The 15,180-nt window shown below is 69.6% G+C and carries 15 protein-coding genes; 1 reads left to right on the forward strand and 14 read right to left on the reverse strand.

The annotated features are described in order from the left end of the window. Window positions 1-48: 48 nt before the first annotated feature. The 9 genes from ACYVBN_RS07790 to ACYVBN_RS07830 form a co-directional block, all read right to left on the reverse strand. Entirely contained in the window at window positions 49-1,245 is a 1,197-nt protein-coding gene (locus ACYVBN_RS07790) for a S1C family serine protease (RefSeq protein ID WP_440283875.1), read from the reverse strand. A 103-nt stretch (window positions 1,246-1,348) separates the two neighbouring features. Further along, window positions 1,349-1,597 (reverse strand): DUF4229 domain-containing protein, encoded by a 249-nt coding sequence (locus ACYVBN_RS07795; protein ID WP_440283876.1) that lies wholly within the window; start codon window positions 1,595-1,597, stop codon window positions 1,349-1,351. Then, complete coding sequence (gene ccsB, locus ACYVBN_RS07800; protein WP_460600021.1) at window positions 1,597-2,637, reverse strand: cytochrome C assembly family protein; 1,041 nt, start codon at window positions 2,635-2,637, stop codon at window positions 1,597-1,599. The genes ACYVBN_RS07795 and ccsB overlap by 1 nt, the downstream gene beginning before the upstream one ends. Beyond that, window positions 2,634-4,304 carry a cytochrome c biogenesis protein ResB gene (resB, locus tag ACYVBN_RS07805; RefSeq protein WP_440283878.1) on the reverse strand — a complete coding sequence of 557 codons (1,671 nt, stop codon included), beginning with the start codon at window positions 4,302-4,304 and terminating at the stop codon, window positions 2,634-2,636. Before resB ends, ccsB begins: the two co-directional genes overlap by 4 nt. Continuing rightward, window positions 4,305-5,048: a cytochrome c biogenesis CcdA family protein gene (locus ACYVBN_RS07810; RefSeq protein ID WP_440283879.1), complete on the reverse strand. Its 744-nt coding sequence runs from the start codon at window positions 5,046-5,048 to the stop codon at window positions 4,305-4,307. It abuts the gene before it with no gap. A gap of 7 nt (window positions 5,049-5,055) precedes the next feature. After that, window positions 5,056-5,667 carry a TlpA family protein disulfide reductase gene (locus ACYVBN_RS07815; protein ID WP_460600022.1) on the reverse strand — a complete coding sequence of 204 codons (612 nt, stop codon included), beginning with the start codon at window positions 5,665-5,667 and terminating at the stop codon, window positions 5,056-5,058. Then, window positions 5,664-6,317 carry a histidine phosphatase family protein gene (locus ACYVBN_RS07820; protein ID WP_460600023.1) on the reverse strand — a complete coding sequence of 218 codons (654 nt, stop codon included), beginning with the start codon at window positions 6,315-6,317 and terminating at the stop codon, window positions 5,664-5,666. The genes ACYVBN_RS07815 and ACYVBN_RS07820 overlap by 4 nt, the downstream gene beginning before the upstream one ends. Window positions 6,318-6,448: 131 nt before the next feature. Further along, window positions 6,449-7,783 (reverse strand): glutamate-1-semialdehyde 2,1-aminomutase, encoded by a 1,335-nt coding sequence (gene hemL / locus ACYVBN_RS07825; protein ID WP_460600024.1) that lies wholly within the window; start codon window positions 7,781-7,783, stop codon window positions 6,449-6,451. Between the two features lie 34 nt (window positions 7,784-7,817). Continuing rightward, complete coding sequence (locus ACYVBN_RS07830; RefSeq protein ID WP_460600025.1) at window positions 7,818-8,366, reverse strand: MarR family winged helix-turn-helix transcriptional regulator; 549 nt, start codon at window positions 8,364-8,366, stop codon at window positions 7,818-7,820. A 133-nt stretch (window positions 8,367-8,499) separates the two neighbouring features. Here ACYVBN_RS07830 and ACYVBN_RS07835 point away from each other — a divergent pair, with 133 nt between their 5' ends. After that, window positions 8,500-9,048, forward strand: coding sequence for a YceI family protein (locus ACYVBN_RS07835; RefSeq protein WP_460600026.1), 549 nt, complete (start codon window positions 8,500-8,502; stop codon window positions 9,046-9,048). 294 nt (window positions 9,049-9,342) lie between these two features. Here the strand turns inward: ACYVBN_RS07835 and hemB are convergent, their stop codons facing one another. The 5 genes from hemB to ACYVBN_RS07860 are packed head-to-tail and all read right to left on the reverse strand — an operon-like array spanning window position 9,343 to window position 15,166. Continuing rightward, window positions 9,343-10,401 (reverse strand): porphobilinogen synthase, encoded by a 1,059-nt coding sequence (hemB, locus tag ACYVBN_RS07840; RefSeq protein WP_460600027.1) that lies wholly within the window; start codon window positions 10,399-10,401, stop codon window positions 9,343-9,345. 58 nt (window positions 10,402-10,459) lie between these two features. Next, entirely contained in the window at window positions 10,460-12,097 is a 1,638-nt protein-coding gene (locus tag ACYVBN_RS07845) for a bifunctional uroporphyrinogen-III C-methyltransferase/uroporphyrinogen-III synthase (protein ID WP_460600028.1), read from the reverse strand. Next, complete coding sequence (gene hemC / locus ACYVBN_RS07850) at window positions 12,094-13,107, reverse strand: hydroxymethylbilane synthase (protein WP_440283887.1); 1,014 nt, start codon at window positions 13,105-13,107, stop codon at window positions 12,094-12,096. The genes ACYVBN_RS07845 and hemC overlap by 4 nt, the downstream gene beginning before the upstream one ends. After that, complete coding sequence (locus tag ACYVBN_RS07855) at window positions 13,104-14,465, reverse strand: glutamyl-tRNA reductase (RefSeq protein WP_460600029.1); 1,362 nt, start codon at window positions 14,463-14,465, stop codon at window positions 13,104-13,106. The genes hemC and ACYVBN_RS07855 overlap by 4 nt, the downstream gene beginning before the upstream one ends. Next, window positions 14,462-15,166 (reverse strand): redox-sensing transcriptional repressor Rex, encoded by a 705-nt coding sequence (locus ACYVBN_RS07860; RefSeq protein ID WP_440283889.1) that lies wholly within the window; start codon window positions 15,164-15,166, stop codon window positions 14,462-14,464. Before ACYVBN_RS07860 ends, ACYVBN_RS07855 begins: the two co-directional genes overlap by 4 nt. Window positions 15,167-15,180 lie beyond the last annotated feature (14 nt).

The following is a 15,180-nucleotide window of genomic DNA, read 5'->3' on the forward strand; positions in this document are numbered from 1 at the left end:
CGAACCGACAACCGTTGCCGGTTGGGCCACCGGCCGCCCGCCGAAGCCTCAGTTCTGCGGGCTGGTGCCGAGGGTGACCGTGGCGGTGTGCGGCTGGCCCTGCGCGTCGACCCAGCTCACCGAGACCTTGTCACCGGGGTACTTCGTGTCCAGCACGCCGGTGAGTGCCGTCGGCCCGGCCACCGGCTTGCCGTCGATCGCCGTGATCGTCGAACCGGCCGTGATGCCGGCCGATGCTGCTGCGCCACCCGAGGCGACACCGACGACCGAGGCGCCGGTCGCACTGCCGCCATACCCGTAGGCCGCCGCGGACCGGGTGCTGATCTCCACCCCGAGCGCAGCCCGGCTGCCGATGTGCACCGTCGACGTCTTGGTGCCGCTCTCGATCTGGCCCGCGATCTTCAGCGCCGCGGACGTCGGTATGGCGTAGCCGGTCACCGGCGTGCCGGACGACGCGGCGGTGTCCATGCCCACGACCTGACCACCGGAGTTGAGCAACGGACCGCCGGAGTAGCCCGGCACGATCTGCGCATTGGTCTCCAGCAGACCGTGCAGTGTCTCGGCGGAGGCACCGGTGCCGCCGTCGGACGCGGTGATCTGCTGGTTCGTGTCGGTGATGCGGCCGCTGGTCTTGTACAGGGTGCCCCGGCCGCCGCCCTGGCCGACCGCGGTGACCTTCTCGCCCAGCAGCGCCTTGCCGGTGTCCAGCGACGCGGTCTGCAGCCCACTGGCGCCTTCGAGCTTGATCAGGGCCACGTCGTGGGTCTGATCGAAACCGAGCACCTTGGCCGTGTACGTCGACCCGTTCGCCACCTTGACGCGGATCGCGGTCGAGCCATCCACCACGTGGTAGTTGGTGAGCACGACGCCGTCGGAGGTCAGCACGATGCCCGAGCCGGCCCCCTCACCGCCCTGCACGACGGTGTCGATCATGACCACCCCCGGCCAGGACGACACCGGCGTGCCCGAGGTGCGGGCACTGGTTGCCTGGCGCCACGGGCTCTGCCCGTTGCCGTCCGGTGCACTGCCGTTGCCGGAGCTGCTGCCGGAGCCGCCCGAGTTGTCACCGGACGATCCGCCGGTGCCGGAACTGCCCGTGGAAGGCGACGTGGGGATCGTCACCGACGGTGCTGCCCCGGACACGGTGACGTGGTCGGCGAGCATCTGGTCGGCGACGACCGCACCGGCGGGTGCCAGCGCGACGACGGCGAGTGCCGCGGTGGCGGCTGCGATTCGACGGTTCATGACGGCTCCTGAAATTCGACTGAACCCAGGTTCCCGCGCCGGTCAAAGCACCACCGGGGAAGGACTTGTGCGCTTCCTGTGAAGCCGCCGACCCGGCCTCCGCTCACTCCTCGTCGTAGGTGTCGTCGTCCTCGGCGCTGCGGTATGCCGCGGCGCGTTCCTGTCGCTCGGAGACCTTGCGCTGGACCTGCTCGGCGAACTGCTCGCGCTGCCGGCGCAGCGCGAAGAACGACACCACGAGCGAGACGAGCGCGGACAGCAGCAACAGCGCCCAGCTGCGGAAGCCGACGGCATACAGAACGAGCAGCGCGACCACGAAGACGAGCAGTCGCAGGACGGAGTAACGGATCATCACATACCCGAGTAGGAGTGCATGCCGACGATGAAAACGTTGACCACGCAGAAGTTGAACAGCACACAGCCGAAGCCGGCCAACGCCAGGTAGGCGGCCTTCTTGCCACTCCACCCCGCCGTCGCGCGGGCGTGCAGGTATGCCGCGTAGACGACCCAGATCACCAGTGTCCAGACCTCCTTGGGGTCCCAACTCCAGTAGTGACCCCACGCCTTCTGCGCCCAGATCGCGCCGGCGATGAGGGTGAAGGTCCACAGCGGGAAGGCGATGATCAGCAGCCCGTAGGTCGTGCGGTCCATGGCGGCCGAGCCCGGCACGGCGTCCATGAACGTGTACTTGGTGTCGTGGATGTCCTCGCGCCACTTCTGCACGAAGTAGAGGATCGTGGTGGAGAACGCGATGGTGAAGAACGCCACGGACAGGATCGCGATGGTCACGTGGATGGTCAGCCAGTAGTTCTTCAGGGAGGGCATCAGTTCGCTGGCGTCGGTGTAGAAGACCAGCGCCGCGAGCATCTCGGTCAGCAGCGTCGGGCCGACCACGAAGATGCCGAGCGAGCGGATGTCGCGCTTGAGGCTCCAGACGAGGAAGGCGCTCATCACGAAGAACGCACCGACGATCGCGAACTCGTACATGTTGCCCAGCGGCGGACGCCCCACCGACGCCGCACGCAGCACCACGCAGGCGCCCAGCAGCAGCCAGCCGAGCCACGACAGCGACATACCGATGCCGGCCCACTGACGCTTCTCCGGTATGACGTTCGTGCTGCCGGCGGTCCGCTCCAGCACCGCGGTGCCGCCGCCGACCGATGCCGACGCCGATGCCTCGTCCTGCTGCACCGCCCGCTGCTCGGCGGCCTCGGCCTCCCGCTGCTCGGAGCGCGCCGTCCGCGCGGGATAGGCGGCCAGGTCCAGCGCGAACGACAGCATCGCCAGCACCAGCACCACGCCGGACGCGTAGAGGAAGTTGTTGGACAGATCGGACAATCCCACGTCGGTCGCGTGACCGCCGAAGGAGATGCTGGGCGTGAAACTGATCATCGAGCCGTTCCTGCCTGGGATGTGGGGGTTGTGCCGGGTCGTTGGTCGACTCCGAGTCGTTGTTGGACTCCGTCGAGGAGTGCGTCGAGCGCGACCTGCAGGCGCGGGTCCTCGCCCTTGGCGAGTGCACCGGCCGTGATCAGACTACGCCCGCTCGTCCGGTCGCCTCCGTCACCGTCGCCGGCCGCGCGGACCTTGACGAAGATGCGCCGCCGGCGCAACGTCATGGACATGATCAGCCCGAGCAGCCCGAGCAGGGCCGACACCAGCGCGGTGCCCTTGCCCGGGTCGTAGCGGGCCGACAGACCCGCCCATCGCGGGATGTTCTTGCTCATCGAGATCGTCGTGCCGTCCGGCAACCGGACCGTCTGACCAGGACGCACCACCGCGCGCCAGGGCGTCTTGCCCTGTTTGACCTGGGTCATCTTCTGGGTGTTGAGCGTGTAGACCGACTGCGGGGTGCCGTCGGGGAACAGCTGGCCGCGGTAGGCCCCGACGACCAGCGCCGGGTTGTCGAGGCCGGCATACGTGGAGATCGGGCCCATCGTGTCGTCGAAGGCCGCGGTCGGCAGGAAGAAGCCGAAGAAGCCGAGTTCCTGCGGCGAGGCGGCCGGCACCTTGATCGCGCCCACCGACCGGTAGGCGTTGTCCTGTGGCAGGAACGGTGTCGCCTGGTGGTAGAGCACCTTGCCCTTCGGGTCCTTGACGGTGATCACCGGTGCGTAGCCGTTGCCGAGCAGGTAGACCGACGTGCCGTCCAGCTTCACCGCGTCGTTGACCGCGAGCGTGCGGTCGGTGGTCTTGCCGCCCGGCTCCGCGGAGGTGGTCACCGAGGCGATGAAATTGCGCGGCTGGCCGAACTGCGGTGAGTCCTTGGGGACGTTCTTCTCGAACGTCACGTCCAGCTTGTCGACCTTCAGCGTCCAGGGCTTGATGTCGTCGGTGTTGACCCACGGGCCCAGGTCGAGCGTGTTGTAGCTGCCGACGGCGCTGACGAACGAGTCGCCGCCCTCCGGCACGATGACGTCGCCGCGCCAACCCATCAGGTGATCGGCGGCGACGGCCAGCACCAGGATCAACAGGCACAGGTGGAAGAGCAGGTTGCCGGTCTCCCGGAGCCGGCCACCCTCTGCGGCCAGCGCCTGTTCGCCGTCGACGGCATCGTCGACCCGCACCCGGTATCCCTTGCGGCGCAATGTCTGGCGGGCCGCCTCGACCAGGTCGGCGGTGCTCGCGTCGACGGTCCGCTCGGCCGTTGCGGGCAGCCGGGTCAGCCGCTTGGGCACTCGCGGCAGCGGGGAGCGCAGCGCCTTGGCATGCACGACGCAGCGGGGCAGCACGCAGCCGACCAGCGAGATCAGCAACAGGATGTAGATCGCCGCGAACCATGGTGCGGCGAAGACGTCGAACATGCTCAGCTTGTCCAGCCAGGGCCCGATCGTGCGGTGCTCCTGCAGGTAGGTCGTCACGCGTCCGGCGTCGATGCTGCGCTGGGGGAAGATCGACCCGGGCACGGCCGCGACCGCGACCAGCAGCAGCAGGAAGAGCGCCGTGCGCATCGACGTCAGCTGACGCCACAGCCAGCGCAGCATGCCCACGAAGCCGATCTTCGGCGCCAGGACCGGCTGCTTGCGGCCGGAGCGGGACGTGGTCTTGAGGTCGGTCAATCAGATCACCGGTACGAACGTGTCGGAGCCGGTGAGCCGGACCTGTACCCAGGAGATCAGGTGCAACCACTGCCCCGACACCATGATCAGACCGACGACCAGCATGAGGGTGCCACCGACCAGTTGGATCGGCCGGTGGTGGTCACGCAGCCAGCGCGACCAGGACTCAGCGCGCGACCAGCCGGCCGCGATGAGCAGGAAGGGGATGCCGAGCCCGAGGCAGTAGAACGCCGCCAGCGTCACGCCACGCGAGGCTCCGGAGCGCCCGATCGGGTTGGCGAGGTTGAGGATCGCGCCATACACCGGGCCCACGCAGGGGCTGGCGCTCAGGCCGAACACGGCGCCGAGCAAGGGTGCGCCCAGCAGCCCGGCGGACGGCTTCCAGCGCACCGGGATGCCGCGCTGCCCGATGAAGCCGAGGTAGACCAGCGCCAGCAGGATCACGATCACGCCGCTGACCCGGATCATCGCGTCCTGGTGCAGGTATCGCAGGTTGACCACCCAGCTGTATGCCGCCGCGACGCTCACCAGCACGACCGAGAAGCCGAGCACGAAGAGGAACGCACCGGTGACCAGGCGGGTCCTGCGCCGCTCGTCGGTCAGTCCGGTCACATAGCCGAGGAAGCCTGGCACCAGCGGCAATACGCACGGCGACGCGAACGACACCACACCTGCGACGAGCGCCAGCAGTACGGCGATCGGCAGGCTGCCCGTGGCAACCGTCTGCGCGGCGTCGGCGGTCATTGTCCCCTCAGCCCTTCGCCTGGTGCAGGACGTCGTCGACCAGACCGACGAGGGTCGACGTGGTGGTCGGTCCGGAGACGCGCGCGGCGATGCGGTGCTGCTGGTCGAGCACCAGTGTCGAGGGGGTGGCCGAGGCCTTGCCCTGCAGCGCGACCAGCGCGGCGCCGCCGTCGTCCTGCAACGACGGGTAGGTGACACCGGCGGTCTTCAGGTATGCCGCGGCCGTCTGCGGACCCTCCTGCCGGTCCACGCCGACCATCAGCACGCCTTCGGGCTGCAGCTTCCCCCACGCCTTCTGCAGGTCGGGGGTCTCGGCCTTGCACGGCGGGCACCAGGAGCCCCAGACGTTGACGACGATCACCTTGCCCGGGTGATCCTTCGTCGACCACAAGGTGCCGTCCAGCAGCTTCCCGCTGAGCGTCACGGGCTTGCCACGGTCACCGGGTGCGAGCTGGGCGAGCGTGCCGTCACCGGCGAGGTAGTTCTTGTCCGAACCCTGGTTGGCCTGCTTGCTGATCGAGTTGCCGTCGCTGCTGCAGGCCGCGAGCCCCAGGGCCGTCACGCACGCCAGCGCGAGCGCGGGCACCACTCGGCGGGTGCGCGCCACTCGCGTGCTCATGCCTTTCCCATCGCCGAGCCGGCGGCCTCGCTGGCGCCCGGCAACAGCGCGCGGGACGGCTCGGCGTATTCGATGCGGCTGAACCGATCACCGTCGAAGACGATGCTGGTGACCGACGCCAGGGTGCACTGCCGGCGGCGCGGGTCGTGCCACAGCCGCTTCTGCTCGAAGTGCGTGCGTGCCACCCAGACGGGCAGCTGGTGGCTGACGATCACGGCCTCGTGGCCGTCGGCGGCGGCGCGCGCGTCCCGGGTCGCCGCTTCCATCCGCTCGGCGATCTCGGCATACGGCTCGCCCCAGCTGGGCTTCAACGGGTTGGTCAGTTTGCCCCAGAACCGTGGATTGAGAAGCTGTTTGGGGTTCTTGCCGACGGTCAGGCCCTCGAAGTCGTTGCCGGCCTCGACCACCCGGTCGTCCAGCTTCACCGGGAGCTTGAGCGCTTCGGCGAGTGGCTCGATGGTCTCCTGGGCCCGCTCCAGCGGCGAGCAGACGAGGTGCGTGATGTCGCGTTCGGCCAGGTATGCCGCCGTGCGCGCGGCCATCTGCCGGCCGAGCTCGGACAGATGGAAGCCGGGCATCCGGCCGTAGAGCACGCCACCGGGGTTGTCGACCTCACCGTGGCGGACGAGGTGGACCACTGTCTCAGTCATCGCACCCTCCACCCCGTCGGCTGGTCGAACGGGTGAGTCCCCCGGGGTGCGCCGTATCGGGGCCAGAGCGCCATACGAAAAACACGGTCGGAGTGTCGCATCGGATCCTGTGTCGCCTTCTCAGGAGTCGTTCAGTTCGCGGCGCCGGCCGCGGCAGCGGCCGCGGGCAGGGCGGCGAGGACGTGCTCGACCGCGGCGTCGTCGTGGGCGGCGCTGACGAACCACGCCTCGAACGAGCTCGGCGGCAGGTGCACCCCCTGGTCCAGCATGGCGTGGAAGAACCGGCCGAACGCCTCGGTGTCCTGCGCCTTGGCATCCTCGTAGTTGCGCACCGCACCGCTCGTGAAGAAGACCGAGAACATCGAGCCGGCCCACTGCACCGTGTGCGGGACGCCCGCGCGCGTCAGCTCGGCGGAGGCGGCGTCGGCGATGGTCTGCGCCACGACACCGATGCGGTCGTAGACCTCGGGGGTACAACCGCGCAGCGTGGCCAGGCCGGCCGCAGTCGCGACCGGGTTCCCCGACAGAGTGCCCGCCTGGTAGACAGGTCCGTCCGGTGCGAGATTCGCCATCAGCTCGGCGCTGCCGCCGAAGGCAGCGGCCGGGAAGCCGCCGCCCATGACCTTGCCGAAGGTGAACAGATCGGGTGCGCCGCCCTCGGGTTCGCCCTCCAGGCCGTACCAGCCGGCGGGCGAGCAGCGGAAACCCGTCATGACCTCGTCGGAGATCAGCAGCGCGCCGTGCGCACGGGTGATGCGGCGCAGCGCGCTGGTGAAACCAGGAGCGGGCGGTACGACGCCCATGTTGCCCGGGGAGGCCTCGGTGATGACGCAGGCAATCTCGTCACCGTGTTCGGCGAAGGCCGCCTCGACCGCCTGGATGTCGTTGTAGGGCAACACGATCGTCTCGTGCGCGGCCGACGCCGGCACCCCGGCGGAGTCGGGCAACGCGAACGTGGCGACGCCGGAGCCGGCCGCGGCCAGCAGCGGGTCGACGTGACCGTGATAACAACCGGCGAACTTCACCACCGTGCTGCGCCCGGTGGCACCGCGCGCCAGCCGCAACGCCGACATCGTGGCCTCGGTGCCGCTGTTGACCAGCCGTACCTGCTCCAACGGCTCGACGCGAGACACGATCTCCTCGGCGAGGGCGACCTCGTTCGCGCTCGGCGTGCCGAAGCTGAAGCCCTTCGTCGCGGCGGCCTGCACGGCTTCCAGAACCGACGGGTGTGCGTGCCCGAGGATCATCGGCCCCCACGAGCAGATCAGGTCCACGTAGCGGTTGCCGTCGACGTCGGTGAGCCAGGGACCCTGTGCGGAGGCGATGAAGCGCGGGGTGCCGCCGACCGCCCGGAAGGCACGGACCGGCGAGTTGACCCCGCCGGGAGTGACTGCCCGGGCGCGCTGCAGCAGAGCCGCCGATGCCTCGTCACGAACAGTCGTCTGGTCGGTGGGCGTGCTCGTCATACCGCCATTGTCTCAGGCGGCCCGGCGCGAAATCCTACGGGTTGTAGTTGTCGGCCGGGTCGCCGAGCAGATGCGTGCGCACCTTGTCCATCGCGTCGCCCAGAGACCGGAACAGCGCGGGGTCCATCTGCCGGATCAGGTGCTCCTGCACCCCGGTGGCGTGGACCCGGGCGGCCGACCGCACCGCCGCCAGGCCGTCGTCGGTCAACAGCAGTTGTATGCCGCGCCCGTCATCGGGTGCCGGCTTGCGCTCGACCCAGCCGCGGCGTTCCAGCCGGGTGGCGGTGTGCGTCACCCGGCTGCGGGACTGCACGGTCTGGTCGGCCAGCTTGCTCATCCGCATCGCGAGGCACGGCGACTCCGAGAGCATGGACAGCAGCTCGTACTCGGCCAGCGACATACCGAAATCCTGCAACTCGGCGTCCAGCACCGCCTCCAAGGCCCGGCTACCGCGCAGATAGGCGCGCCACGCGAACTGCTCGTCGTCGGTCAGCCACGGCACCTCCCCGTCGGCGGCGGGGGATGTCGACGACGTCGTGGTGGGTATCGACGACGTCGAGGAGGCGGACGGTGTCTCGAACACGTTCACAGCATAGAGGGACGAATTTCCGCCATGGAACGGGAATAATTGAAATCTCAACAACTGTTGTGCATGATAGTTGCCGACCTGGGCAACCGCGGCACCACGCACTTCCACTTCACCACGAAGGAGCACCATGACCAACACCACCGCTTCCACCACGCTCGACGGCCTGGCCACCGGCACCTGGAACCTCGACCCGGCGCACAGCGAATTCGGCTTCCAGGTCCGCCACCTGATGGTCAGCAAGGTCAAGGGCAAGTTCGACGAGTTCACCGCGACCCTCGAGGTCGCCGAGCAGCTCGAGGACTCCAGCGTCGAGGCCCAGGTCACCATGGCGTCGATCAACACCGGTGTCGCCGACCGTGACAACCACCTGCGGACCAACGACTTCTTCGAGGTCGAGACCTACCCGACCATGACCTTCACGTCGACCAAGGTCACGCCCACGAAGCTGACCGGTGACCTGACGATCAAGAACGTCACCAAGCCCGTCACCTTCGACGTCGAGTTCGGCGGCGTCGGCCCGGACGCCTGGGGCGGCACCCGCGCCGGCTTCGAGGCGACCGTCGAGATCAACCGCAAGGAGTTCGGCGTGGACATCGAGATGCCGCTGCAGGGCGGCGGCGTGGTCGTCGGCGACAAGGTCAAGATCATCCTCGACCTGCAGTTCGTGAAGGCCTGATCGGTTTTCACCACCCGGGCGTGACCCGCTGAGCCTGGCCGGCTCGGCGGTCACGCTTCCCAGATCCCGCGAGCGGGACCGGCATACCCCCGAGTGCCTGGTCCCGCTCGCGTTCTGGTGGCTGCGTGTCGCGCCTTCCTCGCCGCGAAGCCCCCTTCCCACCCTTCTCACCGAGCGGACGGGAAAACACCGAGCGGACAGGAAAAACGGCCGGATTCCGGCCGTTTTTCCTGTCCGCTCGGTGCACTTGGTGTCCGCTCGGTGCACTTGGTGTCCGCTCGGTGCGGTGCCCGCTCAGTGCTGCAGGCGGCGGGCGATCTCGGTCGCGTAGTAGGTCAGGATGATCTGCGCGCCGGCTCGACGGATCGAGGTCAGCGCCTCCATGACCATGGCGTCCCGGTCGATCCAGCCGTTCGCAGCAGCCGCCTCGATCATCGCCATCTCGCCGCTGATCTGGTATGCCGCGACGGGCACGTCGCTGACCTCGCGCACGTCCCGGATGATGTCCAGATAGGGCAGGGCTGGCTTGACCATCACCAGGTCGGCGCCCTCGGCGAGGTCGAGCTGCACCTCTCGCAGCGCCTCCGTCCGGTTGGCACTGTCCTGCTGATACGTGCGCCGGTCACCCTGCAGCGTCGACTCCACGGCCTCCCGGAAGGGCCCGTATGCCGCCGAGGCGTACTTGACGGCATACGCCAGGATCCCGACGTCGGTGTGACCGGCCTCGTCGAGCGCACGGCGTATGACGGCGACCTGGCCGTCCATCATCCCGGAGGGACCCACGAGGTGCACGCCGGCCTCGGCCTGCGCGACCGCCATGTCGGCATACCGCTGCAGGGTCGCGTCGTTGTCGACCCGGCCGCGCCCGTCGAGCACGCCGCAGTGTCCGTGCGAGGTGAACTCGTCCAGGCACAAGTCGGACATCAGCACGGTGTCGTCGCCCAGCTCGTCCCGCAGGCGACGCAGCGCCACGTTCAAGATGCCGCTCGGATCCGTTGCGCCGGAACCGATCTCGTCGCGCTCGGCAGGCACGCCGAAGATCATCAGCCCGCCGACACCGGCGTCGACCGCCGCACGGGCGGCCTTCACCAGCGAGTCGAGCGTGTGCTGCTCGACGCCGGGCATCGACTGCAACGGGATCGGTGCGTCGATGCCCTCCTTGACGAACATCGGCAGCACCAGATCGGCCGGGTGCAGGCGGGTCTCGGCGACCATCCGGCGCATCGCTGCCGTGGTGCGCAGCCGTCGGGGACGGGCCGAACCCGCGGGCAGTGCCCACGGGTTCCGGCTCGCCGCGCGATGACGTGCCGCGGCCCGGGTCTCGGCGGTGCCGGTGACCTTCTCGGCGCTCATCGTTGGGGTCCTCGCAAAGTATCGGAGCGACGAAGGAGCGGAGAACTTTGTGGGGTTCTCATCTGGACGCCTTGGCCTTCCGGCGGGAGGAGGACTTGCGCTCACTGGGACGCCGCACCGGCTCGCCGTTCTCGGCCGCGGTCAGGGCCAGGCCGCGACCGTAATCGGCGAGCGCGTCGACCAGCGCCTCGGCGCTCGGCTCGGTGGCCAGCACGTCGACGCGCAGGCCGTGCTCCTCGGCGGTCTTGGCGGTTGCCGGGCCGATGCACGCGATCACCGTGGTGGCGTGCGGCTTCCCGGCGATGCCGACCAGGTTGCGCACCGTGGAGCTGGAGGTGAAGCACACCGCGTCGAACTTGCCGGTCTTGATGGCCTCGCGGACCTCGGGCGCGGGCGGGGCGGCGCGCACGGTTCGGTAAGCGGTGACGTCGTCGACCTCCCAGCCCATGTCCTGCAGACCCGCGACGAGCGTGTCGGTGGCGATGTCGGCGCGGGGCAGGAAGACCCGGTTGATCGGGTCGAGGACGTCGTCATACGGCGGCCACTCCTCCAGCAGCCCCTTGGCCGACTGCTCACCGGCCGGCACCAGGTCGGGCTCCAGGCCCCACTCGCGCAGCGCCTCGGCGGTGACACCCCCGACAGCGGCGATCTTGAGGCCGGCGAAAGCCCTTGCGTCCAGGCCGAATTCGACGAACTTCTCGCGCACCGCACGCACGGCGTTGGCGGAGGTGAAACCGATCCACTCATAGCGCCCGGTGACCAGGCCCTTGATCGCACGCTCCATCTGCTGCGGTGTCCGCGGCGGCTCGACACTGATGGTCGGGACCACGTCGCTCGCGGCTCCGTGCGAGGCCAGCCGGTCGGTCATCGTGCCGGACTGCTCCTTGGTGCGCGGCACCAGGACGTTCCAGCCGAACAGCGGCTTGGTCTCCCACCAGGACAGCTGCTCGCGCAGGGCCACGACCGCGCCGACGACGGCGACGACCTGGCCGCTCAGCGGCTGGGCCTTCACTGCCGCCGCGACCTCGCCGAGGGTGGTCACGCGCGTCGCCTGCCGGATGGTGGTGCCGTCGGTGCTCAGTGAGACCGGGGCGTCGGCGTCGCGCCCGGCGGCCAACAGCTTCGCCAGGCCGGCGGCCACGGACTCGGCGGTGCCGAGCACCACCGCGGTGGCGTCCTTGGCGACCGCGCCGGCCCAGTCGGTCTTCTCGTCGGCCGCCGACAGGACGTGCACGGTCCGGGCGCCGCTGCCGACCAGCGGGATGCCGGCGTATGACGGCACCGCGCTGACCGCGCTGACGCCGGGGACGATCTCGAAGGGCAGATCCGCCTTGTGGCAGGCCAGGCACTCCTCGGCCAGGCCGTTGAACGTGGCCGGGTCGCCGTCCATCAATCGCACGACGAGACCTACGGTGCCGTCCGTGCGCGCGGCGGCCTTGGCGGTGCGCACGACCAGCTTCGCGCGCGACGCCGTGGTGAGCGGCTGGCCGGTCTCGCCGTGACCGGCGTCGACGATCTCGACGTCCGCGCGGGCGAAGGCGGCGACGAAGTCCTCACGCGCGACCTGGTCGATGATGATGACATCGGCCTCGCGCAGCAGCCTGGCCGCCCGGACCGTGACCAGTGACGGGTCGCCCGGGCCGGAGCCGATGAAGGCGATCTGGGGCAGGGTCTTGCGGGTCTTGGTTGTACTCACTTGTTCACGCTCCGCGGCGCTGGGGGGTGGTGGACGGTGACGGGATCTGCGTCCCTTGGTAAGAGTCCGCCGGGTGCCGGCTCTGGTGCTTGCCCGTCCGACGGGAACGCGTCCAGCGCTCCGTCGGCGAGCAGTAACTCTGCGACGTCGTGACCGAGTCGTTCGGGGTGGTCGAACGGTCCGGTCTGGGACCGCCGCAGGTCGAAGGTGCCGTCGGGACGACCGACGAACGCGCGCAATGAGATCTCCAGGCTGCCGTCGACGTCCTCGCCGATCTCGGCGAGGGCACCGAGCGGTGCCGAGCAGCCGGCCTCCAGCCGCGCGAGCACCGCGCGTTCGGCGGTGACGGCCGCGCGGGTGTCCGCGTCGTCGAGTTGTCGCACGACGTCGTACAGCTCCTCGTCGTCGCTGCGGATCTCGAGCGCGAGCGCTCCCTGCCCGGGGGCGGGCAGCATCTGGAGCGGGTCGATGGATTCGGTGATCTGCGCGGTCCGGCCGACCCGTGACAGCCCGGCGCGGGCCAGCACGATCGCGTCGAGTTCGCCGGAGCGGACGAAGTCGATGCGCCGATCGATGTTGCCGCGTATGGCGCGGAACTCCAGACCGAGGCCGAGCGCCGCGAGCTGGGCGACCCGGCGCGGGGACCCGGTGCCGACGACGGCACCGGCGGGCAGCTCGCCGAGCGTCAGGCCGTCCCGGGCGATCAACGCATCGCGCGGATCCTCGCGAGCGGGTATGGCGGCGATGGTCAGCCCGGGTGCCGGCGCGACCGGCAGGTCCTTCAACGAGTGCACCGTGAGGTCGATCTCGTGCGCGCGCAGCGCATTCCGGATCGCGGTGGCGAAGACGCCCGTCCCACCGAGCTGGGTCAGCGGGGCGCGGTTGGTGTCGCCCTCGGTGACGATCGGGGCGATCTCGGTCTGGTGACCCATCGCCTGGAGCCGATCAGCGATCAGTCCGGTCTGGGTCATCGCCAGTGTGCTGCGGCGGGAGCCGATGACGATCTTCATCGCGGCTCACCTCCGGCGGGTTCTTCAACACCCCACGAAGTTTCTCCCCCGCTTCGCTCCCCCGAATACTTCGCGGGGACCCCGGTGTGGGGGATCTGCGAGACACGCGACTCGTGCGGGTCGAGGTCGAACAACATGCGCAGCAGCGCGGCATAGTCCTGACCGCCCTGCTCCTCACCGGCGAGCTGCTTGATGCGCACGGTCGGCGTGTGCAGGATCTTCTCGACCACCCGGTGGACGGTCCGCTGCACCTGGGCCTGGTCGTGCTCGGTGAGTTCGGTGCGCTGCTCGAGGCGGGACAGCTCGGCTGCCACGACATCGGCGGCGCGAGCGCGCAGCTCGGCGACGGCGGGCGCGACGGCAGCTGCTCGGCGCACAACGAGGAACTCGGCCACCTCGGCGCTGACCAGCTCATGGGCTGCGGTCAGCTGGGTCTTCTCGGCGTCGTCGGCGACCGCAGCGCTGAGGTCCTCCAGCGAGATCAGAGCGATGCCGGGCAGGTCTGCCAGCTGTGGGTCGACATCGCGCGGCAGCGCCAGATCGACCAGCAGCGTGGGTGTTTCGGAGGGGCGCACGGTGTGAGCGTCGAGCACGTGACCGACGGCCCCGGTGCAGGAGACCACCAGATCCGCCTGCGTGACCGCCTCGGCCAGATCGGCCCAGTCACGTGCGGCTCCGCCGGTCGCCTCGGCGAGGCGAGCGGCCTTGGCCGGTGTGCGGTTGATGACGGTCAGGCTTCCGACGCCGGCGCGGGCGAGCGTGTGGGCGGCCAGACCGCTCATCGCGCCGGCACCGACGACGAGGGCACGTTGGGCGCCCAGCTCGCCCAGCACCGTCTGCGCGACCACCAGCGACCGCTCGACGAGCGACCGGCTGACCGTGTCGATGTCGGTCTCGGAGTGGACCCGTTTGCCGACCCGCAGAGCGTGCTGCATCAGGGCGGACAACGACGGGTCGAGGTGATCGCCATCCTGGGCCACGCGCAACGCGTCACGCAGCTGACCGAGAATCTGGGCCTCGCCGACAGCGACCGAGTCCAGGCCGGACGCGACCTGGAAGGCGTGGGCGACGGCGCGGTCCTCGAAGTGGACGTAGAGGTGATCGCGCAACTGGTCGACGGCCAAACCGGTTGTGACCGCAAGGGATTCGGTGATGCCGGTCACTGCACCGTGGAAGGTCTCGACGTCGGCATAGATCTCCACGCGGTTGCACGTGGAGACCACCACGGTCGCGTTGACGTGTTCGTTGAGCGCGAGGGAGTCGACCAGCCGCCGACTCTGCTCGTCGGTCAGGACGACGCGCTCCAGCAGGTCGACACCGGTCGTCCGGTGCGACATACCGATCACGATCAGACTCATTGCTCACCCCTCGAAGACACTCGACGCAGTCCTCGCGACTCCTCGATCGCGTCCAGCGCGTCGTCCCGGCCGCGTTGCTCGTGGAAGGCGAGGATCTGCAGCTCGGTGGCGAGATCCACCTTGCGCACCTCTACCCCGTCGGGGACGGTGATCACGCACGGCGCGAAGTTGAGGATGGACCGGACACCGAGGGCGATGGCCTGATCGGCGGCCTGTTGCGCCGCGTGCGGCGGTGTCGCGAGCACGGCGATGATGCTCTCCGGCGCCTGCTCCGCGAGCCCGGCGAAGTCGATGACCTGCAGTCCGGCGATCTGGGTGCCGATCACGGCCGGGTCCTCGTCGACCAGCCAGCGGACGCTGAAACCGCGGGTGGCGAAACCGCCGTATGCCGCCAGTGCGTGACCCAGGTTGCCCATGCCGATGATCGCGACGGACCAGTCGTGGTGCAGGCCGAGCTCGCGGGAGATCTCCTCGGTGAGGCGGCCGACGTCATACCCGACGCCGCGGACGCCGTAGGAGCCCAGGTGGGACAGGTCCTTGCGCAAGCCGGTGGAGCGCACACCCGCCGCCTCGGCGAGTTCCTCGGACGAGACGACCTCGACGCCACGGGTGTCGAGAGCCGCCAGAGCACGCAGATAGAGCGGTAGCCGAGCCACGGTGGCTTCGGGAATCTCCCGACGGGCGGCCGATGCGGTGCTCACTGGCGCTTCGACTC

It is taken from the genome of Flexivirga lutea (assembly GCF_054778955.1).

What these genes read in the sequence shown, in the direction of transcription:
- ACYVBN_RS07815 (WP_460600022.1), bottom strand. Translation starts at nt 5,667, where the DNA reads ATGAGCACGCGAGTGGCGCGCACCCGCCGAGTGGTGCCCGCGCTCGCG.
- ACYVBN_RS07855 (WP_460600029.1), bottom strand. Translation starts at nt 14,465, where the DNA reads ATGAGTCTGATCGTGATCGGTATGTCGCACCGGACGACCGGTGTCGAC.
- ACYVBN_RS07820 (WP_460600023.1), bottom strand. Translation starts at nt 6,317, where the DNA reads ATGACTGAGACAGTGGTCCACCTCGTCCGCCACGGTGAGGTCGACAAC.
- ACYVBN_RS07790 (WP_440283875.1), bottom strand. Translation starts at nt 1,245, where the DNA reads ATGAACCGTCGAATCGCAGCCGCCACCGCGGCACTCGCCGTCGTCGCG.
- ccsB (WP_460600021.1), bottom strand. Translation starts at nt 2,637, where the DNA reads ATGATCAGTTTCACGCCCAGCATCTCCTTCGGCGGTCACGCGACCGAC.
- ACYVBN_RS07810 (WP_440283879.1), bottom strand. Translation starts at nt 5,048, where the DNA reads ATGACCGCCGACGCCGCGCAGACGGTTGCCACGGGCAGCCTGCCGATC.
- hemL (WP_460600024.1), bottom strand. Translation starts at nt 7,783, where the DNA reads ATGACGAGCACGCCCACCGACCAGACGACTGTTCGTGACGAGGCATCG.
- ACYVBN_RS07835 (WP_460600026.1), top strand. Translation starts at nt 8,500, where the DNA reads ATGACCAACACCACCGCTTCCACCACGCTCGACGGCCTGGCCACCGGC.
- hemB (WP_460600027.1), bottom strand. Translation starts at nt 10,401, where the DNA reads ATGAGCGCCGAGAAGGTCACCGGCACCGCCGAGACCCGGGCCGCGGCA.
- hemC (WP_440283887.1), bottom strand. Translation starts at nt 13,107, where the DNA reads ATGAAGATCGTCATCGGCTCCCGCCGCAGCACACTGGCGATGACCCAG.
- ACYVBN_RS07795 (WP_440283876.1), bottom strand. Translation starts at nt 1,597, where the DNA reads ATGATCCGTTACTCCGTCCTGCGACTGCTCGTCTTCGTGGTCGCGCTG.